Source organism: Treponema denticola (assembly GCF_024400535.1).
Lineage (GTDB): Bacteria > Spirochaetota > Spirochaetia > Treponematales > Treponemataceae > Treponema_B > Treponema_B denticola_C.
This window is the reverse complement of the sequence record NZ_CP038800.1, coordinates 2894425-2920478: the sequence shown is the minus strand read 5'-3', so window position 1 is coordinate 2920478 and position 26054 is coordinate 2894425. Positions and strand designations below refer to the sequence as shown.

The window sequence follows — 26054 nt, the reverse complement described above, 5'->3', positions numbered from 1 at the left end:
AGGGGGTCATTATACTACTTCTTTACTTTTTTTTGCAATAATGATAGAATGAAAAAAGGCATTTATTGTCAAATTTTATGGGAATTTATAAGCTTTTAAGGGAAAAAAATGACAAAGTCAAATTATTCGGCAAATAATATTACGGTTTTAAAAGGTTTGGAAGCGGTCAGAAAAAGACCGGGTATGTATATAGGTTCAACGGGGCCGGACGGCCTTCATCATCTTGTTTATGAGGTTGTAGATAACTGTATAGACGAAGCTATGGCCGGTTTTTGCGATAAAATTTTAGTAGTTCTTGAGCCTAACGATATTGTCCGTGTAGAGGATAACGGCCGAGGTATTCCTGTAGATATTCACCCTACCGAAAAAATAAGTGCCTTGGAGCTTGTTTTAACCCGCCTTCATGCCGGAGGTAAGTTCGACAAAGGGTCTTACAAGGTTTCAGGCGGTTTGCACGGCGTTGGTGTTTCGGTAGTAAACGCTCTTTCCGTTTGGATGGAGGCCAAGGTCTACAAGGACGGCTTTGAGCACTATGCAAAGTTTGAAAAAGGCTCCATTCTTGAGCCCGTAAAAAAAATAGGAGAAACCGAAAAAAGCGGTACTGTTATAAGATGGGCTGTGGATCCTTCTATATTTACGGAAACTACCGTATACAATTTTGAAGTGCTTGCAACCCGTTTAAGGGAATTAGCCTTCTTAAACAGCAAAATTTCCATTACGATGAGGGATGAACGCCTTTCTACCCCAAAAGAGGTTACCTTCGCCTTTGAGGGCGGAATATCGCAGTTTGTTTCTTATTTGAACGAATCAAAACAAGTTTTTCCGAAAAGCCCCGTTTTTATCGAAGGTGAAAAAAACGATATTCTCTGTGAGGTTGCCATTCAGTACAATGACGGCTATAACGAAAACCTCCTTTCATTTGTAAACGATATAAACACCCGCGAAGGGGGCTCTCACCTTGAAGGTTTTAAGACAGCCCTTACCCGTGTAATGAACGAATTTTTAAAGAAATATCCTAAGCTTGTAAAAAAGATGGATAAGGAAGAAAAGCTTACGGGAGAAGATGTCCGCGCAGGCCTTACCGCCATCGTTTCAGTAAAGGTTCCCGAACCTCAATTTGAAGGACAAACAAAAACAAAGTTGGGTAACAGCGATGTTCGGGGTATAGTTGATTCCTTTGTAAACGAAAAGCTTACCTTATTTTTTGAGCAAAACCCGAGCGAGGTGGAAAAGGTTTTGGAAAAATGTGTCGCCGAGGCCGCTGCCCGAATTGCTGCCAGAAGAGCAAAGGAAGCTACCAGAAGAAAAAGCGGTTTGGACAGTTTCGGCCTTCCGGGAAAACTTGCAGACTGTTCTTTAAAAGACCCTGAGTCTTGCGAAGTTTACATAGTTGAGGGAGACTCTGCAGGCGGTTCGGCAAAAAAAGGAAGGGACAGCAAGACGCAGGCTATCCTGCCCCTCTGGGGAAAAATGCTTAACGTCGAAAAAACCCGCCTAGACAAGGTTGTAAACAACGAAAAGCTTCAGCCTATTATCGCGACCCTCGGCACCGGCATAGGCAAGGATTTTAATATAGAAAAATTACGCTATCATAAGGTTATAATAATGGCCGATGCCGACGTTGACGGCTCCCATATCCGCACCCTTCTTTTAACATTCTTTTTTAGGTACATGCCTCAGGTTATCGAAAAAGGACACGTTTACCTTGCGATGCCGCCTCTATATAAAATTTCACACAATAAAAAAGAATGGTATGTTTACAATGATGATGAAAGAGATTCCGTTTTGGATCAAATAGGACGAGGAAACAATGCAGCCGTTCAGCGATACAAGGGCTTGGGCGAAATGGACGGAACCCAGCTTTGGGAAACAACTATGGACCCTGCAAGGCGGAAAATGATGAGGGTTACCCTTCCGGATGCCGTTGAAGCCGACAGAATTTTCAGCACCCTAATGGGAGAAGAAGTCGAGCCCCGCCGAAAGTTTATCGAAGAAAACGCCGTCTATGCAAATCTGGATGTGTGATTAAGGGAGTTACGATAAACAGTTCGGCAGAAATTCAGCCTCACTGTTTATCTGCCGAGTTTTGTACTTGTAGGTACAAAACATCGCATTATTGTATGCAGTTTGTAAACAAACCGCTTGAAAAACCTTTTTTCGGAAATTGATATTTCCTGTAAAAGTTTTTATTGGAGTATGTATGTTTGATGTTAATAGTTCTGTGCTCTTTTGGTTTGCAGGTATTGTGATCCTCTTTGTTTTAATTCAATCCGTCTTCTTTTTGGTAAAGGCTTTGAGGCGGGCAAAAGAGCTCAATATGCCCCAAAAAAAGATAAAGCAAATTATCTCGGGAGCAGCGATTTTTACGGTTGCCCCTGCCATTTCAATCATTTTAGGCATGATAAGCCTTTCCAAATTTTTAGGACTTCCCCTGCCTTGGCTCCGTCTTTCGGTACTGGGAGCCTTAACCTACGAACTTACTGCGGCAAGTACGGCTGCTTCTGTTTTAGACATTCCCTTAGATCAGCCGATTGCAAATGCAACAGCCTATACGACTATTTCTTGGGTTATGGCCCTCGGAATAATTTCGGGGATTGTCGTGATTGCTCTTTTTCTGCCCAAGATGCAAAAAAATCTTATTAAGATGAAGTCCAAGGATGAAAAATGGAGTAAGCTCCTTATCGATGCCCTTTTTATGGGAATGATTTCCGCCTTTTTAGGAATGATATTTTCTGAAATTCGGCTCGGGCTTAAAGGTTGGATTCCCGTTTTTGTGATGTTCTTTTCAGCCTTTTTAATGCTTGTCTGCGGTTTAATCGTAAAAAAGACAAGGGCTAAGTGGCTTGAAAGCTATGCTATGCCGATAAGCCTTTTGGGAGGAATGGCTTTTTCCATTCCGATTACCATGTTGATAGCTTAAATCGTTTAAGTTTTTAAAAATGACCAATAATAACTTTTCTGTGATATTTGGCAGATAGTATTGACTATATATACGAAATAATATATTTTATAAACATATTGGAGATTATTTTATGATAAGAAAACACAACTTGATTTTCTTTGCCTTAGCAGCGGCTTTTTTATTTATATCCTGTAATAACAACTATCCACAGAAGACAAAAGAAGTTGTCCCTGTTAAGAGCATTTCCATTGTGCCTGATAAAAGCTCTATTTCGTTGGTACACGGAGGTTCGCGGCAAATCGAGGCTTATGTTCTACCTAAAAATGCAACCCATAAAAAGCTTACATATGTTTCAGATAATGAAGAAATTGTATCAGTAAATGATGAAGGACTGATTACAGCAAAAGCAGTTGGAAGTGCAAAGATTACGATTGTAGCTGCGGATGGTGTTTCAAAGGAAATTACCGTAACCGTTACGGCAATGTATATACCCGTCAATGGTATTTCCCTTATACCCAATGAAAATACTATTTCATTGGAAAACGGTACCGACCGTCAAATAGAGGCGCATGTTATACCTGAAAATGCAACGAATAAAAAGCTTACCTTTTCAGTGGATGATGAAGAAATAGCTTCTATAACCGATGAGGGAAAAATTACGGCAAAAAAGGTCGGCAATGCGCTTATTACCATAACAGCAGCAGACGGTATTTCAAAAACGGTAAACCTAACCGTTACGGCGGAGACGGTCCATGTTACTTCTATTGAGTTTGAGGAGCAGCCTTTAGATCCTGTTGAGTTGATTATCGGCGAATCTTATGAACTTAAGTTGAAAGTAATGCCCGAGACCGCCGTTAATAAAGAGCTGAGAATTACTTCATCTAATAATAGTGTAGCATGGCCGAATGGCGATGGAAACCGATGGATAAAAGCCGATGGTACTGTCGGAGAAGCAACTGTAACTATAACCTCTGCGGATAATTCCTCTATCAAAAAAGAGGTTCGTTTTAAGATGAACCCAAAACCCGCAGGCCCCTCAATTAGCATAGAAACACCGTCTGTTTTGTGTGGAAGCGATGATGGCGATATCACTTTTAGGGTAAAAACCTCCAACGGAAAACTTAGCTATACGCCTGAGGTTGTTGGTGGCGGCACAAAATGGTTGCAGTTTAAAGGCAAGGATAACATAAATCAGGCTGAAGATGAAGTAAGCTTGCACGTTGAAAAAAACAAAACCGTGTGGAACAGAACTGCATATATCAAATTTAAAGATAATAGTACAAATAAGTATGTCAAAGCAGCAGGTAAGGATCTGCAAGTAAAAATCATCCAACAAAAAAATGAGCACCCGGTTGTAACGATAAAGTGGGTGCACGGAGTAGGAGGACCTCTCTCTTCCGAAAAGGAACCGATACAGATTGCCGGTTCTAATCCGGGAGATTATCATAATACCAGTTATGTTTTTACCTGGAATGAGACGACAAATACCAAGTTTTTTAATGCGCGGAAAGTCGATTACACAAATCCTCCGAACAAAGGGCGTCGTGACAGTAAGCAATGTTGGGCTAAGACCGATTCAAATATGCTGCATTGGTGGTTTGTACAGAACGAAAACAATATAAATCAGTACATAACAAAGAAAAATATAACAGAAGAAAACAATGCAGAGATGTACAAGATGTATAAACCTGTTTATAAACGCGGGATTGCTAATGATCAGGAACCCCAAAAAAGCACCATAGCGAACCTCTTTCGTGCAAAATGCATAAATCATGGGGGCGATCCGGCTAGAGGACTGCAGTGGTATCTTTTCGGATTAAACAATTTTGAAAATGCAGACGATAAAAACTATTCGCCGGCATTATTTCCGGATGTCTTTAGTGAAAGTAATACTCCTATCAAGAAAAAACGTATTTATACAAAAAAAGAGTTCGAGGATATGCTTAAAGAGGCACTTGAGTCTAAAAAAGCCATCGGAATAAATTTAGACAAATCATCAGGTGAAGCTCATGCCATAACACTGTGGGGCGCTGCTTTTGATGGGGATAATAATATCATCGCCGTATATGTTGTTGATAATAATGATGGGGCTAATAATATGATATTCACTTACGGTATATGGTATCAAGACGGAGTAGATATCTATACCGAAGCCGATATTCATAACCCTTACTATGACCAGCATCATTTTAAACCGTATCTCTTTAATTTTAGTGCTAATGCTAAAATGGACTACTATATAGGCGAAATGACTACCCTAGATAAAGGCGAAGAGTTGTGGCAAGAATGGTTTAGAACACATCCGTAAGCCGAAATAAAGGGCTTGGGGCCGGTCTTTTGTTTATAAGGTTTTTACAGATACCCTATAACAAAAGACCGAGCCGCCGGCCTAATTTTAGCCGACCAAGCCTATGGTAATACCAATTATCATTATATTGAAAAAATCAATAAATAAGGAGCCGACTATAGGGACGACAAAGAAAGCTATTTTTGAATAGCCGTATTTTTCGCATATAGAGCCCATATTAGCCATGGCGTTAGGGGTTGCGGCAAAACCGAAACCGATGTGTCCGGCCGTGATGACCGCAGCATCGTAATCTCCGCCCATAACCTTAAAGGTAACAAAGCGTGTATACAAATACAAAAGAACGATTTGAGCGCTTAAAATAATCATCAGAGGGATAGCCAAACTTACCAGCTGCCAAAGTTTTAGCGAAACAAGAGCTAAAGCCAAAAACATATTCAAAGAAATATTTCCGAGTGCATCAATTTCATCCATATTTACCTTGAATTTTTTTGAGGTATCTGCAATGTTCCGTATAACGGCAGCACAAATCATCGCCCCGATATAAATGGGGAATTTAAATTTGGGCGACAACGAATTAAGATGATTGGTAACAAAAAGACCAAAACCTGAGGCCAGAACTAAAAGCATAAATGACATTAAAAGCTTTTCACTGCTAAGATGCTTTTCAGAACTGGTTGTCGAGTTATCTACTTCACCTTTTGCCGAGGCTTCATGAATAACTTCTTCCTGAACCGTTACGACTTCTTGACCCTCTTCCCTGCCCTTTGTGGGATTAAAGAAGAGCCGCTTTATAAAGCTCGGATGAACCGCTTCTACTTTCTTAACAACTTTTGTTGTTTTTATTATGTTTCCCGATTCATCAATTCTTACGCTTTCATCGGCATTTGAAGGCTGTAAGCCGTATTTTTTTATCAGACGGTTTCCGATAGGGCCGCCTAAGATGGAGCTTATCAAAGAGCCGAAGGTGGGAACGGCTACTGCGAGGGATAAGGCTCCCAAAGTGTTTTCCGGATCAACAATCGGTGCAAAGGAGGCCGCTGTACCGAACCCCCCTGTAAAGGATGTTGAACCCAGCATGACGGCGAGCATCGGACTAAAGTTTATAAGCCTTGCGGCTCCTTGAGCTACAACGTTTTGCAAAATAGCAAAAACGATAGCTACAGCCAAAAAGACAAAACCTTTTTTCCCGCCGTCTCTTAAAATCGAAAACCCTGCATTATAACCCACAGAGGTAAAAAACATCACCATCCAATAGGTTTGCAGGGTTGTGTCAAATTCGAAGTCGAGTACTTTTGTTACGTGAAGTGCTAACGAAATCAGCGCAAACAAAAAGCCGCCCACTATCGGGGCAGGTATACAATACTTTGGAAAAAACTCAAACTTCGCCTTAATGAATCGTCCGACAAGCAACCAAGCGATTGCAAAGCCGAGCGACTGGTACATATTCATATGAATTACCATAACTCCTCTCCTTTTGCGTGCGTCTAACGCAATTCGGGATGCAAGAGTGAGTATAGGCTTTTTATATGAAGATGTCAATCTATTGCTTTTAAATTTGTTTCTGAAGAATAACATTCCAATCATTATTCAAAAAAGAGGAGTTTCGATTATCAATGAATAAATTATAAAACATTCATTGACATAAAGTAAATATTTTGCTATACTAGCAATGAATAAAAGATAGAATATTCATTGAGATATAAAATAAAAACATACTGAGGAGGAGCTGGTGGCAAAAGCATTTACCGAACAAGAGAGAATCAAAATAAAAGAAAAGATATTGGAAGCGGCACTGGATCTGTTTCACGATAAGGGGACGAAGGCGCTGAGTATAGCTGAATTGACGAAGCGGGCAGGTATTGCGCAGGGGAGTTTTTATAATTTTTGGAAAGATAAAGAGGCTTTGATTATCGAACTCATTGCATACCGATCAAGCCAAAAATTAAATTATATTGAAAAGAAGTTTTCAAATTCTCTCTCCGATCCGGAGGAATTTCTTACGGACATAATATACCGATATTCGGTTGATCTTATGGAAAAAATTCAAAAGCAGCCCATGTATGAAGATGCTTTTAAAATACTTGAAGCAAAAAAACTGAATGAAGTTCATAGGATTGAAATTCTGTATGATGGCTTTTTAACGAGGCTCATAGAATATTGGGAGCAAAACGGTTCGATTAAGCGGGCAGATAAAAAGGGCTTATTGAATGCGTTTAGCGGAAGTTTTTTATTATGTTCTCATTATTATCAGTTTGATAAAGAGTATTTTAATGAAATGCTGCTGACATTTATATCCGGAATAGTAAATAAGTATATAGAAAAATAACGGCATAGTTTTGAAAAGTTTAAGTATGGAGGAGCAAAAAATGATACTTGATTTTACACAAATACATAAGGATGACATATTAAGGGCGGGCGGCAAGGGTGCTAACCTTGGAGAGATGACTGCTGTGGGAATAAATGTGCCGAAAGGATTTGTCATTACCGCAGAGGCCTATCGGGAATTCTTAAAAGAAAACAAAATAGACGAAATCATCTCACGCACTCTTGAAGAAACACAAACGGATGAACAGGCATTGTTATCCGCAGCCGGAGAATTTCGGAAAAAAATTACGGCAGGGCATTTTCCCGCTCGATTGGAAAAAGAGATAAGAGAGAAATACACTGAACTTGGAGAATCGGCGAGAGTTGCGGTGCGCTCATCGGCAACGGCGGAAGATTTACCCGATGCGAGTTTTGCAGGTCAGCAGGAAACTTATTTGAATGTGCAAGGCATAGAGGATGTATTGATTTACATACGTCATTGCTACGCCTCACTGTGGGGTGACAGGGCGGTAAGCTATCGTTTTAACCAAGGCTATAATCAAAGCTCTGTTGCGATTGCAGTTGTCATTCAAGAAATGGTAGAAAGTGAAAAAGCCGGTGTTTTGTTTACGCTTAATCCGGTAACGCAAAACAAAGATGAAATACAGATCAATGCAAGCTATGGATTGGGCGAGAGTGTTGTAAGCGGACGCGTAACGGCGGATAATTATGTTGTAAACAAGACGGGTACTGTTGTTGAAATAAATATCGGAAGTAAAAAAACGCAAATTGTTTATGGCGATAAGAATACAAAAGAAGAATCGGTAAGCGAAGCAAAAAGAACAGCGCGGGCATTGAATGATACCGAGATTTCTGGGCTTGTAAAAGCCGGATTAAAAATAGAAAAGCATTACGGTATGCCGATGGATATTGAATGGGCAATACAAAATAATGAAATATATATTTTACAGGCACGCGCAATAACAACCTTAAAAAACAATGATGATGAAAAACTTATTCAAAAATATATTCAAAGCAAAGCGTTAACAAAAAGCACAAAAGAAAATATGGCATTCCTGCTTGAAAAGATGCCCTTTGCATACCGTGTGCTGGACTTTGATTATATGATGGCGATTAACGACCAAAAAGCACGGATATTTGCGGAAGGCGGTCTTGTTTTTAATTCAAATCCTGAAATTGATAATGACGGTATTCAGACTCTTCCGAAAAATAAAAAAGGTTTCACCCTGCGTATTTTTCATATCTTTAAAATAATACACATGCTTAAAAACTTCGACTATTGTTCGGAAGTATGTAAAAAATTTATGGCACATTATGAAAAAGAGATAGAGCGGATAAAAACTTTAGACTTTCAAAATATGAGCTTGGCGGAATGCAGTAGATTCATGGAACAAAGTTATGAGCTTATTCAACAGCTTGCTTATGACAGATTTAAATACGCCTTGTTCCCGTCTTTTTTGATGAGTAAAAAATTCACAAAAATAATTAAACGAGTAGATAAGAACTATTCCGCATTTGATTTTTATCGGGAACTCAATAATAAAACGGCTGCCGTTGCAAACGATATTTCACGCATAGCCGATGAGATAAAGAAAAATGCTGTTCTAACAGAAGCCGTACTTTCAGGAGAAAAATTTAAAACCCTGTGTGCCGGCTTTCCCGAATTTAAACGGCTCGCAGATGATTTTATAAATCGCAACGGTTTTAAGTCGGATTACAATTGTTATTGTATCGAAGCAAAAACATTTATCGAAGATCCCGACAGGCTTGTCAATATTATACGCCCGCTTTTAAATACCCCTGATACATCCGATCAAAATTTTCATAATAACGAGAATAGAAATTATACGAGTTTAATGCAGAACTTACAGCGTCTTTATGGAAACAAATATCCTCGTATAGAAAAGGACATACAGCACTTTCGGTATTTTCATGTTGTCCGCGAAGAATCACAATATTTGTGGGAAGCTGTCTTTTATTATGTCAGGCAATGTGTAAGACGGATAAATATTCTTTTATTAAACAGCGAAGATTATAAACACGGAATTGTAAATCTTTTTCATCGTGAATTAATGGAAGTGCTTAAAGCCAGCCGACTAACCGATGTCTATAAAGAAAAAATAAAAAGACGAAATGAAAAATTTCCGCTTGCGGAAAAAGTTTGGGAAGCTTCAAAATTACTTGTGTTTGATTCAAGGGGCGATGTGCTGAAAGGAGTAAGCGGAAGTCCGGGGACTGTTGTAGGAAAGGCGTGCCTTATCTGCAAGCCTGAAGAATTTTATAAAATGCAAAAAGGCGATGTACTTGTGTGTCATCTTACCGATCCCGAATGGACTCCGCTTTTTAAACTTGCAAGTGCTGTCGTTGCAGATACCGGTTCCGCGTTAAGTCATGCTGCGATTGTCGCTCGGGAATTTAATATACCGGCAGTATTGGGTGTAGGTTTTGCCACCGCAAAATTTAAGGACGGCGATTTTATAAAAATTGACGGAAACAAAGGCGAAGTGCGGAGTTGTTGAGATGGATTCAAAAGAGCTGAGACGATTTAACATTTTAACAAAACCGATTTTTCCGCTGTTAGTTAAAACTTCAATTCCGACAATAATCGGAATGTTGATCAGCGTTATATACAATTTGACCGATACTTTTTTTGTCGGCCGCTTAAATAACAGAGCGATGATTGCGGCGATCGGCATTGTGTTTAGTTTTGTCAGCATTATTCAGGCAATAGGTTTTTGGTTCGGCTACGGCAGCGGTAATGCAATGTCAAAAAAAATCGGAGAACAAGACTATGCGGAAGCGGAAACCATTTCGTCGATAGGAATTGTTCTTGCAATTATAACCGGTATTGTGATCGCAATCGCAGCAAGTATTTTTATTCTACCTCTTTCAAAATTCATCGGCGGAAGTGCATCTCAAGATGTGCTCACTTTTACCGTTCAGTATTTAAGGATTATTATCATCAGCATTCCGTTTAGTTTATATGCACTAACGGTTTATAATCAGCTGCGCCTTTGCGGAAATGTACGCGACGGAATGCTCGGACTTCTTTCGGGAATGCTCAGCAATATGGTACTTGATCCCGTATTGATGTTTATTTTTAAGCAGGGATTTATCGGCGCAGGCTATGCAACGCTAATCGGCCAGATTATTGGGTGTATTGTATTGACGCTCTTAGCAAAAAGGCACGAGAGTATTTCGTTCAATCTAAAAAAAGTACAATACAGCAAAGAGCGTATGTATCATATTCTTGCAGGCGGTATGCCCAATTTTTCGCGGCAGGCAATTACCTCCGCCGCATTGGTTTTACTCAATGTAAAAGCGGCACAATACGGAGAAAGCATGATAGCGGCTTTAACGGTAAGTTCAAGAGTTGCCGCATTGGCTTATATGATTATGATCGGGTGGGGGCAAGGCTTTCAACCGATTTGTGCAATGAATTACGGCGCCAAGCAATACTCAAGAGTAAAAAGAGCTTTTATTACTACGGTTTTAATCGGAACAATTTTTTTAACAGGCGCCTCAATAATCTTATTTCTTTTTGCCGAAAAATGTATCGGAGTTATGTCTAAGGATGATGAGGTAATTTTTGCCGGAATTAAGATACTGAGAATGCAATGCTTTTCGCTGCCGCTTTTAAGCTTTTTTGCCGTGAGCAGTATGTTCATGCAGAACATCGGTCATTATTTTTCATCCCTTCTCATATCGATTTCACGGCAAGGCTTTTTTTATTTACCGCTCTTATATATTCTGCCCGCCCTATACGGAAAGACCGGCATTTACCTGCTGCAGCCTTTCTCCGATGTTTTGTCGTTTTTGTTTGCCGTTGCGGTAGTGTACAGGTGGTACTCGTCCGGGGCGTTCAGTTCAGCTTTAAATGCAGGATAAACGAAACCTTTAAATGCAGAGTAATCGTAATAAACGAAATTCTCGGTAAAAAATAGTTTGGGTTAATTCATCTCGGTAAAAGCTTCTTTAAGCCGTTTTGCGCTTGCTTCCAATGCTGCCTGTTCATCAGCGGGAAGATCGCTTTCTATAACCCGCTCAGCGCCGCTGCGCCCGACAATGCAGGGAACGCTCAAGCATACATCTTTAAGTCCGAACTCTCCGTCCAGCGTCATCGAAACGGACAAAATACTGTGCTCGTTGCGCAAAATGGCGCCGGCTATTCTCGTCAGGGCTAAGCCGACGGCAAAATAAGTAGACCCTTTGTAGTCGATAATGTGGTAAGCGGAATTCCGTACTTCTTCCAGAATTTTTGCTTTATCGAAGTGCAGACCTGAGCTGCACATACCGCCTGAACAATATTCGTCGATGCGCCGTCCCGCAACGGATGTCATCGACCAAGCTGCAAATTCGCTGTCGCCGTGTTCTCCCAAAATATAACCGTGAATGTTGCGCGCATCGACACCGCACTCTTTGCTAAGAGTGTATCGGAAACGTGCAGTGTCCAAAACGGTACCGGAACCGATAACTCTTCCGCGCTCCCATCCGGAAGCCTTGAGCGCCGCCCGCGTTAAAATATCGACGGGATTGCTCACAATCAGCATAACGCCGCTGCAGCCGCTTTCCGCGATGTCCTTTGCAATGCCGGTGATAATGGACGCGTTGCGTTTTAGCAAATCTATGCGAGTTTCTCCGCTCTGTTGTTTTGCTCCCGCCGTAACCACAACGATGTCGCTGTCGGCATAATCGGCTTTACCGCCTGCGTGTATGTCGACTTGCGGCAAAAAAGGCAGCCCCTGCACAAGGTCGAGCGCTTGTCCTTCGGCAAAATTTTTATTCATATCGGTTATTGCTATTTCATCCGCATAACCGCTTTGAGCCAATGCGTAGGCAAAGGTTGAACCGACCGCACCTGCTCCCACAACGGTAACTTTGCGTTTCTTTCCATCCATAGGATTACCTCCTTTTAAAAAATACTGAAATGCATACATTTAGGCAAGGGAATTGTACAGAAGAATTCACGAACCTTAACAATTGCAAGAAGGACGAAATAAGGCAAAATTATCGCAAAAAGATTGTTATGCAAGGCGGAGAAAGTAACCCCGCTTTTACACTAGACAATTTATAAAAAAACTACTAAAATAATTATGGGTGCTAAAAAAATAGTTTTTTATAAGTGCCCTATATTATTTTTATATAAAGGGAGTGCGCATATGAAAATCGGATTCGGGAGCGATCATTCGGGAGTCGCATTAAAACATATTTTAATGGAACACGTTCGCAATAAAGGATACGAATGCGTTGATTACGGTGCGGCGGATTCCAAGGTTCCGGCAAACTATGCCGAATTCGGCTTAAAGGTTGCCGAAGCGATTAAATCGCGCGAAGTTGAAAAGGGTGTGATGGTGTGCGGATCGGGCGTCGGCATTTCTCTTGCCGCAAACAAGGTTCCGGGAGTGAGGGCTGCGGCGTGCAGCGAACCGTGTACGGCAAAGCTCGCCGTCGAACACAGCGACATAAACGCTGTCGCCATGGGCGTATGCATCGTCGGACCCGAAGAAGCAAAAATGATTGTCGACGCCTTTCTCGATGCCCGCTTTGAAGGCGGCGTTTACACGGAACGGGTCGACACCCTTTCCGCTATAGAAAGAAAATACGGTAAATAAACGCGGCCGCCGAATCGGCGGCTTTTGCGGGCTCTATCGCAATACGGCTTTTTCTATTTCCGCAGCCAAAATTTTTGCCGATGCCGAAACAAATAAGTCTCATTCCACGCTGATTATGGTTCGTTTGACGTCTTCAATAATAACGGCTTGCGAATTATTGATAGCGCATATTTCAAGCGTCGGAAAGGCTTGCATAATTTGCTCCGTAGCTTTTTTGAAAGGCGCGGTAAGATAATGCGGCAGGATATAAAAATCGATAAGCTTTAATCCCGCATAGTCTCTTTGCGAATAATCCTTCGGAATCGGATCCATTTTCTCAATATAAGAAATTGTCGGTGCACATACGATAGCCCCTGCCGACTCTCCGATAAATAATTTTCCTTTTTCCAGCTGCCGTTTTAAAAGTTTATCCGTTCCGGTTTTTCGTAAACAGTCGATGAGGAAAAACGAATTACCTCCGGTAAAATAAATAACATCGGCATCATCAAACAGCGTTTTTATTTTCGAAAATTCTTCGGTCGAAATATCGGTTTCCGTCAGCAAGGCGCCCGCTTTTTTGAATAATTTACGAGCCGAACCGACATATCCCGTATACCCTTCGTGTATTGATGCGGTCGGAATGAACAGAACCTTTTTCCCCGCAATTTGCTCTTCAACAGCGGAGCCGACGCTTGAAAAATGTGAACATAAAAATAAACGCATGCTTTGTACTCTCTTTTGGGCATATATAGTATCACTTTTATGTTTGTTTTTAAAGTACTCTTTACGCCTTTGTTTAATTATTGTTCGTCGGAATTACTGCAAGGTATTGATACAGCTGCGAGTGCAGAGATCTCATTTCGTCGGGAGCTTTCATCGAGTGCCGGTACATAAATAAATTTCCGAAGCGGCTTTTAAAAACTTGAGTAAAAACGGCTTGCAGAATTGGAGCCGGCAGCAGTCTCAAAAGGTGCATTTTCGGCGGCAAAAGTTTTACTCCCGAACGGTACAATTTTTGAAAATTGTTTTTTATTTGCCGTGCCGTATTGTTCATAATGTCCGCTTCTTTCCAAACTTCTTCCGGATTTTCAGCTTTATAATACGCATCGGCAATCGGAACAACCAGCGCCAAGTGATACAACTGCCAGCCGTGCATGTCTTTTACGATTCGGTACGGCACGCCCGCCGTCTTAAAAAGAGCCGCTAGTTTTTTCAACCGCTCCGATGTGTTCCCGCCGATTTCGGCAAATGTCGTAGCCTGAATAAGAGGCGGCGTAAAGTCCGCTTTCAGCACGCCGTCTTCATAGCTGCCGCCCGCCCCCGGAAACGCGGGAACAATGCGCCCTTCTCCGCACAGGTTCTCCCAGTCGGCGTAAGGTTCAAGCGTATTGACCATTGTAACGATGTTCGGACTGCCGTTCGACCGGAGTTCTTCGAGCGCCGTATGCACTTGATTTTCTTTTACCGTCAAAAAGATAAAATCATAGATATCATCGTTTTGCAATGCATCGATAACCTTAACCTTTGCTTTATACTGTTTGCCGTTTTTTTCATACAGCAAGCCGCGGGTTTTCAGCGTTTCAAGTTTTTTCCCTCTTGCGTACACGGTTGTGTCATAGCCTGCTTCGGCGAACGCAGCGGCATACAAACTGCCGATTACGCCCGCACCGTAAATTAAAAGTTTCATTTTACTACCTGCCTCTAAGTATAGAACATTTTTATCTTTTATGATACACTCTCGGCATAACTCATTCAAGGAAGCTGCCATGTCAAAGACCCTGATTATTCTTGCTCATCCTAATATTTCTCAATCTACCGTTCATAAACACTGGTCGGATGCAGTGCGGCAACATAGCGATCGCTTTACCGTTCACGAACTGTACGCTGTCTATCCTCAAGTTAAGATTGATGTAGCGGCTGAACAAAAATTGATAGAAACGCACGATTCACTTGTGTGGCAATTTCCCATATACTGGTTTAATTGTCCGCCGTTACTGAAGCAGTGGTTAGATGAAGTGCTGACTCATGGCTGGGCTTATGGCTCGAAAGGTAAGGCGCTTAAGGGCAGAAAAATTGCGCTTGCCGTCTCGCTCGGTGCGCCGGCTGCAGACTACCGCGCGGACGGTGCTGTCGGATGCAGCGTTGCCGAAGTACTGTGTCCGTTTGAACTGACAGCGAAATACTGCAATGCAGACTACCGCCCGCCGTTTACCTTTCATACGATAGACAGCAACGCGGGATATAGCGAAGCTGCACGGCAAGAGGTAGAGCGGAGCGCAAGGGACTATTTAGCTTGGTTGGATACGCTGCAGCAAACATGAGGCATAATCGACATAAATCATTCTTTATAGCGGTGTGATAATAGGCGAGTTCAGTTTCCATACCAACTTATCGAGAAAACAAAATGTGATAATTGAAGTATGGGAATAGTGCTGGGAACAATATGACCCTTATTGTTTTAGAGCGAATACTCATAGGAATATCCCATTTTCAGATGTTTTGTCGTTTTTGTTTACCGCTGCGGTAGTGTACAAGTGGTACTCGTGTAATATTAAAAAAGGTGTCGTATTTAAACTATAACAGATCAGCTATTTCGTTTAGTAAAGATAGGCCTAATCTGCCAATTGTTTAGTTATCCGATTAGTATTTAATGGCAGAAAGATGTGATTTTTTTGTTTTTCGTCATTTTAGGTTGAAAATTATTGGTTTTTATGGTATAGTGAGGAAGGGTCAAAAGAATGTTAGCTGGACGATTGTAATACAATCGCTAAATAAAAAAGGAATGAATTATATGTTTGATGAGCATTATATAAAATCAGAACCCACAGAATTGACTTTAGAAAACTCAATTCTGAAATATTCAAATTCTATGGAAAATAGAAAAAAACTAGGAAATTGTTCTATACTTATGTTACCTATAGAAAATTTTAGACAACAGGCTCCTCTTAGTTTTTTTGAAGGATTTAGAAATTTATATATCTATTTAAGAGAAAAACTCGGCAAAGAAAAATTTGATTTATGTATAGATAAAGAGAATATTCAAGAGTTAGCTTTACATAGTGATGAATTTAGATTAGGAATATTTATTCTTGAATCCTTTTTAGCTCCTGTTTTAGTAGGCTTACTTGTAGAATACTTAAAAAATATTCTATTTGCTAAAAATGAAGATACGGTGAGTGTTGATTTAATATTATCAAATAAAAAAGAGATTGAAAAAGGAAGCATTAAAATTTCATATAAAGGGTCTACCAATGATATGGAGAAAAAAATATTAGATCAGATTATTTTATATGATAAAAATGGTATTAAAAATATTTATCCGGAGTCGCATAGAATTGATGTTTTATCTTAATGTTTATGAAGAATTGAAAACTAGTAGATTTCATAATATAAATTTTTTAGAATACAAAAAAAAATTGGAGGAAGAAAAAAAAATTCTAAAAACAGGGCATAATCAAGATGAATTATTGAAAATTTGGTTTATACAAACCGCTATAGAGATAATAGAACAGTATTATGAGTGTTTTTCATTATTAAAAAAAAGAAGTTATCAAAAAGCATGGAATATTCTTGAAAAAATTGAAATTTCTTTTATAAATATAAAATTTAATAATATTATTTATTCTGATTGCCCAGTTCTTGTTTACATAGAAAAATATACTTACATGTTACAAAAACTGTATCCATATAAAATATTTGCAAGTCCAGAAATGTTACATAAAAAAGTAGTTTGTAGTGTGTGTGGAAAAACAATGATTCCTTTTAGCGATTGTTTGCATATTGCTGGTAAAGTTTATGATGGTGAAATGTGCTATGGAATTGTAAAAGAACTGGATTTTATAAATGTAGCAATGGTAACTAAACCAAACCAAAAGTATAGTGTCTGTTTTCAAGACATAGAAAACCCTAAAAGATATAAAGTTTTAGAATATATTATTCCAAAACTAAAATCAGAATTTATCCAATGGACTTATAACATTTATACAGACTATGAGCCATATTCAAATTATAAAATTGGTAGAAATGATTTATGCCCCTGTGGATCTGGTAAGAAATTTAAAAGATGTTGTCTTTTAAATAATCAAGGAATTGCATATCCTCATTATGAATTTACGCTACCTTAAAAACAGCTAACACCGTTTTCAAAGCCGACAACGCAGGCAAGCTGCGTTGCGGTTTAAAACAATGTTAGATTGACCTGCCTACGGCAGGCGGGTACGGAACCAATCAAAGCATTCTTTCGACTGAAAAAAATAATTGCAATGAAAAAGGACATTGCAAGAAGGAAGGTCGAAATGAAACAGAACAGAAAAGAAAAGTTTCAATGATTGGCGCATTAGTTTTAATAATTAGTGCAGTAGTGTTAATTACTGGTTGTTCCCAGGCGAATAGTAATAAAGGGAATACCGGCAATAACCGTGGCATTTTAGAAGTACAGCCAACTGCAGAAGCTTATTCTAGGTTGAAAGGAACAACGTGGAAATCCGACACACCGATCATATTTGTGCAGTTTACTAACCAAGGCGATATAATGGAGATAGATGAGTATCGTCAAGCATTGTATCAAGTGGACGGCTTAAAAATTTCATTTGATTTATCTTCTTTTCTAGCAATGAAAAAAAATTAACAGTAGAAGGATATATCGATTGGCAGATTACTATATTGAAGAAAGGAATAGCTGAGCTTGAAGAAAAATCAAAAACAGCAGATGAAGAAACGAAAAAAATCTAAAACAAAAAATAAAAGAGTATCAGGGGTATATAGCTGACTACAGTAAGGCTGAAGCAAAAGAAGAAGTTAAAGAATTTTTGCCTGATATAAATAAAGCAGCAGAGGCATTATTACCGTATGCTAAGTTTGAAGGGATGTTTAATGCAGAGAAAACAGAATTAACTATAGAAAAATTTCCTGGTATGTTAGCGAAAGGAGAAATGCTAGACAAAATGGAAAGTATAGCACAAAATGAAAAGATTTTGTACATAGGGATTGATGTTCATAAAGACACGTATGCACTGTGTTGCTTTGACTTTCAAAAGAATGGAATAGTCAATATTCGTGCAGACAGCTCTTTTTTTAACTCATCATATATAGTTTTTGCTAACATTGAGTCTCTTTGCTGATGTGAAATAAAAATTTTCATTATTTTCCTTCGTTCAATAAAGTTTACACAAAACTTGAAACAGCCCCAAAAGTATCTATTTGTGTTTTTTGCTTTCAAAAAAAAGCTATTATATCTAGCTAGGTTTTTCAGAAAAATAGCCATTTTATGTTATTTTTCCTAGCAATCTCGACAATTGTGAAAGAGTCTAACATTAGTATTTTAAGTAGCAACTGGGGCAGTTTGTAAGAATAATAAGTTATAATTGTACATAAAAAATTATGTATAAACATTAAATTTACCCTCATTCCTGTCATAAAGAGCAAGGCTGATTTCACCACGTCGTGCACTGTTTATTAATCTCTTGATTTGGTTTACTAATTCTGAAGGCTTACAGCTAACTTTTACGAACTCAGATGGTCGACAGCTAATATAATACTTATCATTATTAATTAACGTAACCTTCAAAGATTCAGTATAATATTCAAAAGATACTATATGAACCATTTGAATATGAATGTCTCCCCTTCCATGTTCCTTATGAAGAACTATTTCATCTTTATTAATTGTAAATACATATACATCATCTACATACATATTATTTACTCCCTATTACCTATGCTTATAGCATGTACCTAATGTAAAAGTCAAGAATATGGGGTGTAGAGGCACGGAAATCAATTTTACTAAAAACAGCCGATAATGTAGGTATGGAAATAGAAAATATATTTGATTACTTTAGCGACATCAAAATAATTAGCAATCACGACGGATATTTTTACAGCGTAAATGAAGCTTTAAAAATATTACTACTTGGACTTCTTTGTGGACGTAAAAATATTAGAGAGATACACGAGTGGGCAACTGAAGATATTATAAAAGAAAAACTTCGTAAAGAATTCGGAATAGAGAAAATACCTTGCTATTATTGGCTAACCTGTCTACTTAAATTGATAAACATAGACTCATTAAACGAATGTTTTATGAATATGGCTGAGGCTCTTATCAAAGAATACGGTACAGAAAAGCCTCTTACAATAGCGATAGACGGAAAAACTATCCGTTCAACAGATAAAATGAGCAGCTATGAAAGTCCGCTGCACATAGTCTCTGCACAAGTTGCAGAATTTGGTATAACATTGGCACAAAAGTGTGTTAAAGGAAAGACAAACGAGATACCTACGGTTCAATCTCTTATAAAAACTCTTAATATAAAAGGGCATATAATCGTTGCAGATGCCTTAAATTGTCAAAAAGAAACGGCAAAATCATAAAAGAAGGAAAAGGGGACTATTTATTGTCGGTAAAAGGAACCAGCCTTTATTAAAAGCGGATATTGAAGAATATGTTCAAGATGAAATTTAAGAAAACAAATGGACACAGCTTGTAAAAGTGAAAAAAATCGTGAAAGAGTTGAAAAGCGAACAGCCTTTTGCACAACTAATTTAGGTTGGATGGATAATACAGATGAATGGGAGGGGTTAAGCTGTATTGGAGCTATTCATTCAGAGTTTAAGAGTAAGAAAGGAAAGAGTGATGAATGGCATTATTATATTTCGAGTAGAAAACTTACAGCTCAACAGCTATTGGATATAGCAAGAAAAGAATGGGTTGTAGAAACCATGCATTGGTTATTAGATGTTCATTTTAGAGAAGACTTTCGGCGGCTTTTAGATAAAAATCTACAACAAGCATTGAACATAGGACGGAAAGTGGCGTTAAATTTGGTCTCGCGATACAAACAAAAAAATGCACCTAAATCTTCTTTGTCACACATTATGTTTAAAGCTCTCATGGATATATCTTTTATCAAAAAAATATTACAAAATTGATTTCCATGATTTTAGGTTGAAAATTATTGGTTTTTATGGTATAGTGAGGAAGGGTCGAAAGAATGTTATGTGGACAAGCTAACCGCTTGCGGAAAGACTTGTTCGGAACCGACCTATAACATTTATTTCGATCTAAAAATAAATTTATAGGAAAAAAGAGGGAGAAAATTGAAAACTATACTTAATATTTTTTCTAGAGGATTTATCGGATTGTATGCAATTCTGACTCTTATTGCAGTGATTGCAGAAATTAAGGGGATAGGTTTTAAAACTGTTCACTTGCTGTATTTTGTCGGATCTATTTTGTTGATTTCGGCTGCGGTTACGAATCTACCATGGCTTGTATATCTTTCTTTAGTGTTAATGATTCCATTAGTAATTTTTACCGGTTATGTGGCTGGGAATTTAGAATGGTCTCATATTATAGTTCGCATATTGATTACATTACTATTGTCTTTACTATACAGATACTCAATTTGCTGAGTAAGTAGAAAAAAATGTAAAATAATTTTTTTTAATATGTATGATGATAATCAAGTTTTGGATATTTAGCTAAAAGAGTGGGGGCGAGAATTTAATCGAACTATTAAGATATAAAAGTTTTGCTTATAATTTTATTTAAAAGGGAAATTGAAAATTAACACATAACGCCTGCTTCAACCTGACATTGCGGACGAGCCGCAAATGCAGGTTAAGCGGGGCGTTAGATTGACAAGCTGACCGCTTGCGGAAAAGTTTGTGCAGAACCAACCTATAATGTTTTCTTCGATTGAAAAATATTGTTAGGAAGCCAAGTATTATAAAGCAGCAGTATAACTGTATAAAATATTTTTTCTCTAAAATAAAAATATATGTATTGAAAATATTGCAAAAAGTATGTATAATATACTATGATATTTGAATGGGATAAGAATAAATATAAGAAAACATAATGTTTCATTTGAAGAAGCTCAGGAAGCTTTTTTTGATAAAAATAGAGTTATATTATATGATGAAAGATATTCGGATAAAGAGAAAAGATATTTTTGTCTTGGTAAAGTTGAAGATAAAATATTGACGGTACGTTTTACCTTGCGTAATGAGAATCTTAGGATAATAGGTGCCGGATATTGGAGAGAAGGAAAAAGAAAATATGAAGAAGAAAACAGAATATAGTGATGCTCCTCAACAAGTAGCTGAGTCAATATCATTATCGGAAAGGATAGATGATTTTTTACCGCCTCCTGACAGATTAATAAAAAAATCTGAAAAAGTAAAAATTACGATAACGCTTGACTGTGAAAGTGTTGCATTTTTTAAGGCTTCAGCAAAGAAAAATAATGTAAAATATCAAACAATGATAAATGAAATATTAAGCAAGTACGCTGAAAGATATAGTTATACGGTTTGATAATTATAAAAATTAATCTTGTAACTATCAAAAAGCAAGATAAAGATCCTGATTATCTGTACAAAATATCTGTAAATTAGGATATTTTCTGTGCAGTAAGAAAAGTTCCGTACTTACTGCATAGATTTATTGTTTCGCACAAAGTTGAGTCTTTTGGAAAAAACAACTGCAAAATAAAAGTTATACAGTTGTATGCGAGAAAAAAGTTCTCCATTTCTTATAGACAAAATACTTAAATCTGTGGTAAAATAATCCCACAAGGAGATGCAAATGCCAAGAATAGTTCCGATAAGAGATTTAAAAAATACTACAGTAATTTCACAAATATGCCATGAGGATAAAGAGCCTATTTTTGTTACAAAAAACGGTTATGGAGACATGGTAATTATGAGTATGGAAACCTATGAAAAAAATCTTTTTCTTTCCAATGTTTATGGTAAACTTGAAGAAGCAAAGCAAGACATGAAAAACGGCAGATATTCTTCTGTCGAGGATGCAGTTTCTCGTATAAGGGAGAAACATGGCCTATAATGTTCGGATCATGGAAAAAGCAGAGGAAGATTTGTCGGAAATAGTAACATATCTTTCTGATATGCTCTGCAATCCTAAGGCTGCTGACAGTTTGCTGGAAGAATTTTTGGAGGTAAAAACAAACCTTGAAGATAATCCGTATATGTATCCTTTAAGTAATGATTTGGTGCTGCAAATAGAAGGATATCACAGGTTCCTTTTTAAGAAAAATTATATTGCGTTGTATCTGATTAATGATGACAAAAAAGAAGTTTCAATAATGCGTATTTTTTACGCAAAAAGAGATTATAATAATTTAATATAAATAAAATCTAACACCCGCTTCAAGTTGACATTGCGGACGAGTCGCAAATGCAGGTTAAGCGGAAGATGTTAGATTGCACCTTCGGGCAGAAAATATAACAGGAAAAGAGGTATAGATCAAAATTGCTTAATTTGTTTATCGATCAATCGAAGAAAGAAATTAATAAATTCTATACTAAAGGAGGCACAAGGTCAGTCTATGAAAAAGAATTATCCGTCTGATATTTTTAAGTTAAATAAGTATTTTTTACTTCTTTTAATTTTATTTGGTTGTGTAAATTTTTATTTTACGATTATTTCTTCGAATATGATTTCAAAAATTGCGGCTGAGGCAAGTTTAGGGAATCTGAAATTTTTGGAAGTTTTAAAAACAGCAGGACTGATCTTAACTTTTTTTATATTTCAAATAGTTTTTAAACTAATTCTGAACTCGCGATTTTTTAAAAAATCTGCACTAAAAATGCAAAATAAAATTATACAGAAATATTTTAGTTTGCCATTTTCATTTTTTTATGAACACAACGCAGGGGATATTGTATCATCAATTTATCAGTTTTCTACTAGTTCCATATCGCATACGATTGCTTTTTTTGAAAATGTATCGCAAAGCTTATTAACTGTAATTATTCTTGCCTTTCTTTTTTATAAAAATTTTTGGCTCACACTGCTATTCTTAGTTTTTTCAATGCCTTCAATCATTGTTCATCTTGTATATTTAAAAAAAATACAAAATATAAAAAGAAATGTAAATCAGCTTTTTCCAAAAACTTTTAGAGAGTTAAAGGATGTTTTAACAGGGGCGTTGGATATATCTACAAATAACATTTTTCCATTTTTTCAAAATAAATTTAAAACTGATTTTGATGATTTAACAATGAATGGCTTATATGCGGTTTCAAAAACTCAAAGATTACAACAACTCGTATTCGTAAATTCTCAACGCATTATTCCGCTGCTTGCTATATTAGTTTATAGCTGTTTTAATAATGCGACAGATTCAAGTTTTTTTATTAGTTTTTATTTTTTAACACTTATGATACCAAATCTGTATAATCTTTTTTTGCTAAAGCAGATTTATAGAAATGTAAAAATTGCTCAAGAACCTCTTCAAGAGCTTTTTGAAACGCCTGATGAACAAACCGGAAATACACAATTTGAAATATTTAAGTACAAACTTACTGATTTTTCAGTTACGCTTAGAGAAAAGACATTGATTAATAAATTCAACTTAAATATACATGGTGGAGAAAAAGTGCTAATCATTGGAGGAAGCGGTACCGGTAAGTCTGTTTTATTAAATGCACTTATGGGTGTTGATTACCCGTGTACAGGCTCGCTGACAATCGGTGGTGTAGACATGGCGGCTGTTGACTTACATGCAATGAGAAAACGCACTGGATATTGTGATGTAAAAGGTTATGTTATAAACGGTTCTATTTTAGAAAATCTTCAATTCAATAATTCTCTTTCCGAAAATGAAATTAAAGGTCACTTAGAAAAAATGGGGATTTTAAAGTATATGCCGCGGCTTGCAGATTTAAATAGTGTAATTAGCTCTGATGAAGTTTCTGATGGTGAATGCGAAGTGATTTCTATTTTACGCTGTGTGTTTGCACAACCACAAGTTCTCTTTTTAGATGAAGCAACTTCTGGAATGACTGCGGAAATTGAAAAAATTATTCTAACATTTGCACAGCAAAAGGTAAAAGCAATTATTGCAATAAGTCATAACTATACAACAACAAAATATTTTAATAGGCTTATTTATTTAAAGGGAAACACAATTGGGCTTGATATGCCAATGCAGCAAGCTTTGAATGCTGATGAGGTAAAAGAATTTTATTCTCATCAAATAGGCAATACAGAAGATGCAAAATAGGAGGATATATGAAAACAAACTATATTAGAAAATATAAAAAATTATATTATAATGATAAGAAACTAATTGTACTGTGTATTTTTATTCTACATATTTTATCAGCCATAGTTCTTGCAACAAATGCATTTGTATCGAGGATATTTACTAATCAAAATCAATTTATATATTTAGCATGTACAGCTATTACAATGTTTATATATTCAGTATTGACAATTAGTCTTAATTTATTGGGCGAAAAATATTTAATGTTTCAACCATTATCAAAAATTATGCAAAAGAGTTTCGAGAAATGTGCCAATGATTCTTCGGTAATATTTGGAAACTCACAAGCCGGTAGTGGTATTTTTTCAATCATGAGTTTACCGCAAACTATTATTTCTTTCTATTTTGCAAGGATTAGCCTTTTTTCAAATATGTTAATTTTTGTAACGGTATCGACAATTCTTTTTTTGTTTTCTCCATTTGCGTTATTTTTAGTTGCCTTATCAATTGGATTAGACTTGTTTTTATTTATCTCTCGCAAAAAATTTGAAAGCTATAGACAAGAAATTGATGAGAATGGATTAGAGTCACAAATTATAACCCAAGATGTTTTTGATGCAATTGTGTCTGTGAAACTAAATGCAGCAGATGAAGTTTGTGCGTATCTTATTGATGAAAAAATTAAAAAAGAATTAAATTTCAGTGTAAAAATGTCTAACTTGGAAAAAGTAGTTAGTACGATAACTCAGTTAAAGTCGTTAATAATGCAAATGCTAGGTGTTCTATTTTTATATTCATTTTCAGATTATATTTTAATTTCTGATATTGCAAATATTATGTTTGTAAGTTCAATAATATCTTCGACCTCAAATAATATTATACATGGAATTATTGATATAAAAACTCTTTCACTCAGTGTTAGGCGACATATTGATTTTTTAAATACAAAAAATAAAGCAGAGTACTCTTTAGAAAAAAAACAAATACATGATAATACAATTTTGGATTTGCAAAATATTCAATATAAAACAGCTGAGAAGACTATCTTTGATAATGCATGTTTAAAAATAGCAAAGGGTGAAAAAGTTGCTATTACAGGTCAAAATGGTTCTGGAAAGTCTACCCTCTTAAAGATAATTGCCCATACATGTCCCAAGCTTGTTACAGCAGTGTGGAGTAAACCTCATTTATTCAATCTTTCTCTAAAAACAAATTTAACATTTAATAAAGATTTTGATATAAATAGAAAAAAGATTGAAAAGTTTTGTACTGAATTTGAATTAAACACTTTTTTTAATAGTCTTCCAAATGGTTTTGATACAAAAATCGATATGAATCAAATGACCATTTCTGACGGTGAGAATATGCGCTTAGCACTCGTTCGTAGTCTTGTTTATAATTCTGAAGTTCCAATTATTCTTCTGGATGAATTTTCTCGTAGTGTTGATTCTGCAATAGAAACAAAAATTGTCAAATATCTTTTATCATATAAAGACTTGACTGTAATTGCCGTTACAAATAGAACATCTACTGCTCAGTTGTTTGATAAAATTTATTGCATTGATCAGAATCAGATAAAGGTATGCTAATACAAATAGAGCTAATGGAATATGCCTAGTTAACTTGCTTTATAGGAAAAGGAGGTAACTTTACTTTATTTTTCTAAATGTATTGCTTTTGACCAAAACGATGGAAATAACGAAATTCAAATTGGATCTATTTTTTTTACAAAAGCAGGTTAAGAATTATTTCGGATAAGTGGAGCGCAGGAAAGTAATGAAATATGTGAATATTCAATAAATAAGCGGAAGAAAACTTGTAAGGATGTAAAAGAAACCTAACACCCGCTTCAACGCTGACATTGCGGACAAGCTGCAAAATAGTTTAAGTAGTTGTTATACGGATATGTCGCC

General features: G+C 37.0%; 23 protein-coding genes and 1 pseudogene. 19 read left to right on the top strand and 5 right to left on the bottom strand.

Translation table 11 applies throughout. The features are described from left to right. Positions 1-108: 108 nt before the first annotated feature. The 3 genes from gyrB to E4N78_RS13705 all read left to right on the top strand — a co-directional run bounded on the left by gyrB (position 109) and on the right by E4N78_RS13705 (position 5210). Positions 109-2025, top strand: coding sequence for a DNA topoisomerase (ATP-hydrolyzing) subunit B (gene gyrB, locus E4N78_RS13715; RefSeq protein ID WP_255811086.1), 1917 nt, complete (start codon positions 109-111; stop codon positions 2023-2025). A gap of 175 nt (positions 2026-2200) precedes the next feature. After that, complete coding sequence (locus E4N78_RS13710) at positions 2201-2920, top strand: DUF5058 family protein (RefSeq protein ID WP_255811085.1); 720 nt, start codon at positions 2201-2203, stop codon at positions 2918-2920. Between the two features lie 112 nt (positions 2921-3032). Then, positions 3033-5210, top strand: a complete 2178-nt coding sequence (locus E4N78_RS13705; RefSeq protein ID WP_255811084.1) for an IdeS/Mac family cysteine endopeptidase — start codon at positions 3033-3035, stop codon at positions 5208-5210. Positions 5211-5297: 87 nt separating this feature from the next. On the opposite strand, the gene E4N78_RS13700 is transcribed toward E4N78_RS13705, so the two are convergent. Continuing rightward, complete coding sequence (locus tag E4N78_RS13700) at positions 5298-6671, bottom strand: sodium/glutamate symporter (RefSeq protein WP_255811083.1); 1374 nt, start codon at positions 6669-6671, stop codon at positions 5298-5300. 268 nt (positions 6672-6939) lie between these two features. Here E4N78_RS13700 and E4N78_RS13695 point away from each other — a divergent pair, with 268 nt between their 5' ends. Genes E4N78_RS13695 through E4N78_RS13685 form a run of 3 tightly spaced genes read left to right on the top strand, consistent with a single transcriptional unit; the run spans position 6940 to position 11423 of the window. Then, positions 6940-7536: a TetR/AcrR family transcriptional regulator gene (locus E4N78_RS13695; protein ID WP_255811082.1), complete on the top strand. Its 597-nt coding sequence runs from the start codon at positions 6940-6942 to the stop codon at positions 7534-7536. Positions 7537-7576: 40 nt separating this feature from the next. Beyond that, a complete protein-coding gene (locus E4N78_RS13690) occupies positions 7577-10054 on the top strand; it encodes a PEP/pyruvate-binding domain-containing protein (protein ID WP_255811081.1) in 2478 nt (825 codons plus the stop codon). 1 nt (position 10055) lies between these two features. Next, positions 10056-11423, top strand: coding sequence for an MATE family efflux transporter (locus tag E4N78_RS13685; RefSeq protein WP_255812364.1), 1368 nt, complete (start codon positions 10056-10058; stop codon positions 11421-11423). A gap of 62 nt (positions 11424-11485) precedes the next feature. On the opposite strand, the gene E4N78_RS13680 is transcribed toward E4N78_RS13685, so the two are convergent. Next, positions 11486-12433: an L-lactate dehydrogenase gene (locus E4N78_RS13680; protein ID WP_255812363.1), complete on the bottom strand. Its 948-nt coding sequence runs from the start codon at positions 12431-12433 to the stop codon at positions 11486-11488. A 261-nt stretch (positions 12434-12694) separates the two neighbouring features. On the opposite strand from E4N78_RS13680, the gene E4N78_RS13675 reads away from it, so the two are divergent. Further along, positions 12695-13147, top strand: coding sequence for an RpiB/LacA/LacB family sugar-phosphate isomerase (locus E4N78_RS13675; RefSeq protein ID WP_002676697.1), 453 nt, complete (start codon positions 12695-12697; stop codon positions 13145-13147). 99 nt (positions 13148-13246) lie between these two features. Here E4N78_RS13675 and E4N78_RS13670 read toward each other — a convergent pair whose 3' ends face one another. Both E4N78_RS13670 and E4N78_RS13665 read right to left on the bottom strand, forming a co-directional pair. Continuing rightward, the gene (locus tag E4N78_RS13670; protein ID WP_255811080.1) at positions 13247-13849 is read right to left on the bottom strand and encodes a Type 1 glutamine amidotransferase-like domain-containing protein; all 603 of its coding nucleotides are present in this window, start codon (positions 13847-13849) and stop codon (positions 13247-13249) included. Positions 13850-13922: 73 nt separating this feature from the next. Then, positions 13923-14813, bottom strand: a complete 891-nt coding sequence (locus E4N78_RS13665) for a ketopantoate reductase family protein (RefSeq protein ID WP_255811079.1) — start codon at positions 14811-14813, stop codon at positions 13923-13925. A gap of 79 nt (positions 14814-14892) precedes the next feature. On the opposite strand from E4N78_RS13665, the gene E4N78_RS13660 reads away from it, so the two are divergent. From E4N78_RS13660 to E4N78_RS13640, 5 genes are all read left to right on the top strand, one after another. Continuing rightward, a complete protein-coding gene (locus tag E4N78_RS13660) occupies positions 14893-15447 on the top strand; it encodes an NAD(P)H-dependent oxidoreductase (protein WP_255811078.1) in 555 nt (184 codons plus the stop codon). A 329-nt stretch (positions 15448-15776) separates the two neighbouring features. Next, positions 15777-16478 (top strand): hypothetical protein, encoded by a 702-nt coding sequence (locus tag E4N78_RS13655; RefSeq protein ID WP_255811077.1) that lies wholly within the window; start codon positions 15777-15779, stop codon positions 16476-16478. Continuing rightward, positions 16465-17250 carry an SEC-C metal-binding domain-containing protein gene (locus tag E4N78_RS13650; RefSeq protein ID WP_255811076.1) on the top strand — a complete coding sequence of 262 codons (786 nt, stop codon included), beginning with the start codon at positions 16465-16467 and terminating at the stop codon, positions 17248-17250. Before E4N78_RS13655 ends, E4N78_RS13650 begins: the two co-directional genes overlap by 14 nt. Before the next feature lie 200 nt (positions 17251-17450). Continuing rightward, the gene (locus E4N78_RS13645) at positions 17451-17753 is read left to right on the top strand and encodes a hypothetical protein (protein ID WP_255811075.1); all 303 of its coding nucleotides are present in this window, start codon (positions 17451-17453) and stop codon (positions 17751-17753) included. Positions 17754-17934: 181 nt separating this feature from the next. After that, entirely contained in the window at positions 17935-18246 is a 312-nt protein-coding gene (locus E4N78_RS13640; protein WP_255811074.1) for a hypothetical protein, read from the top strand. 257 nt (positions 18247-18503) lie between these two features. Here the strand turns inward: E4N78_RS13640 and E4N78_RS13635 are convergent, their stop codons facing one another. Then, the gene (locus E4N78_RS13635) at positions 18504-18821 is read right to left on the bottom strand and encodes a hypothetical protein (protein ID WP_255811073.1); all 318 of its coding nucleotides are present in this window, start codon (positions 18819-18821) and stop codon (positions 18504-18506) included. A gap of 113 nt (positions 18822-18934) precedes the next feature. On the opposite strand from E4N78_RS13635, the pseudogene E4N78_RS13630 reads away from it, so the two are divergent. The 7 genes and pseudogenes from E4N78_RS13630 to E4N78_RS13600 all read left to right on the top strand — a co-directional run bounded on the left by E4N78_RS13630 (position 18935) and on the right by E4N78_RS13600 (position 25730). Beyond that, positions 18935-20056 (top strand): annotated as a pseudogene (locus E4N78_RS13630) (ISAs1 family transposase). Positions 20057-20953: 897 nt separating this feature from the next. Continuing rightward, positions 20954-21211, top strand: a complete 258-nt coding sequence (locus E4N78_RS13625) for a BrnT family toxin (RefSeq protein ID WP_255811072.1) — start codon at positions 20954-20956, stop codon at positions 21209-21211. Beyond that, positions 21156-21446 carry a BrnA antitoxin family protein gene (locus tag E4N78_RS13620; protein ID WP_255811071.1) on the top strand — a complete coding sequence of 97 codons (291 nt, stop codon included), beginning with the start codon at positions 21156-21158 and terminating at the stop codon, positions 21444-21446. Before E4N78_RS13625 ends, E4N78_RS13620 begins: the two co-directional genes overlap by 56 nt. Before the next feature lie 270 nt (positions 21447-21716). Further along, entirely contained in the window at positions 21717-21977 is a 261-nt protein-coding gene (locus E4N78_RS13615; protein ID WP_255811070.1) for a type II toxin-antitoxin system Phd/YefM family antitoxin, read from the top strand. Positions 21978-21987: 10 nt separating this feature from the next. Beyond that, positions 21988-22281, top strand: coding sequence for a type II toxin-antitoxin system RelE/ParE family toxin (locus E4N78_RS13610; protein ID WP_255811069.1), 294 nt, complete (start codon positions 21988-21990; stop codon positions 22279-22281). A gap of 198 nt (positions 22282-22479) precedes the next feature. Continuing rightward, on the top strand, positions 22480-24159 hold the full coding sequence (locus tag E4N78_RS13605) for an ATP-binding cassette domain-containing protein (protein ID WP_255811068.1): 1680 nt from the start codon (positions 22480-22482) through the stop codon (positions 24157-24159). An 8-nt stretch (positions 24160-24167) separates the two neighbouring features. Further along, a complete protein-coding gene (locus E4N78_RS13600) occupies positions 24168-25730 on the top strand; it encodes an ATP-binding cassette domain-containing protein (RefSeq protein ID WP_255811067.1) in 1563 nt (520 codons plus the stop codon). The last annotated feature ends 324 nt before the right edge of the window (positions 25731-26054 follow it).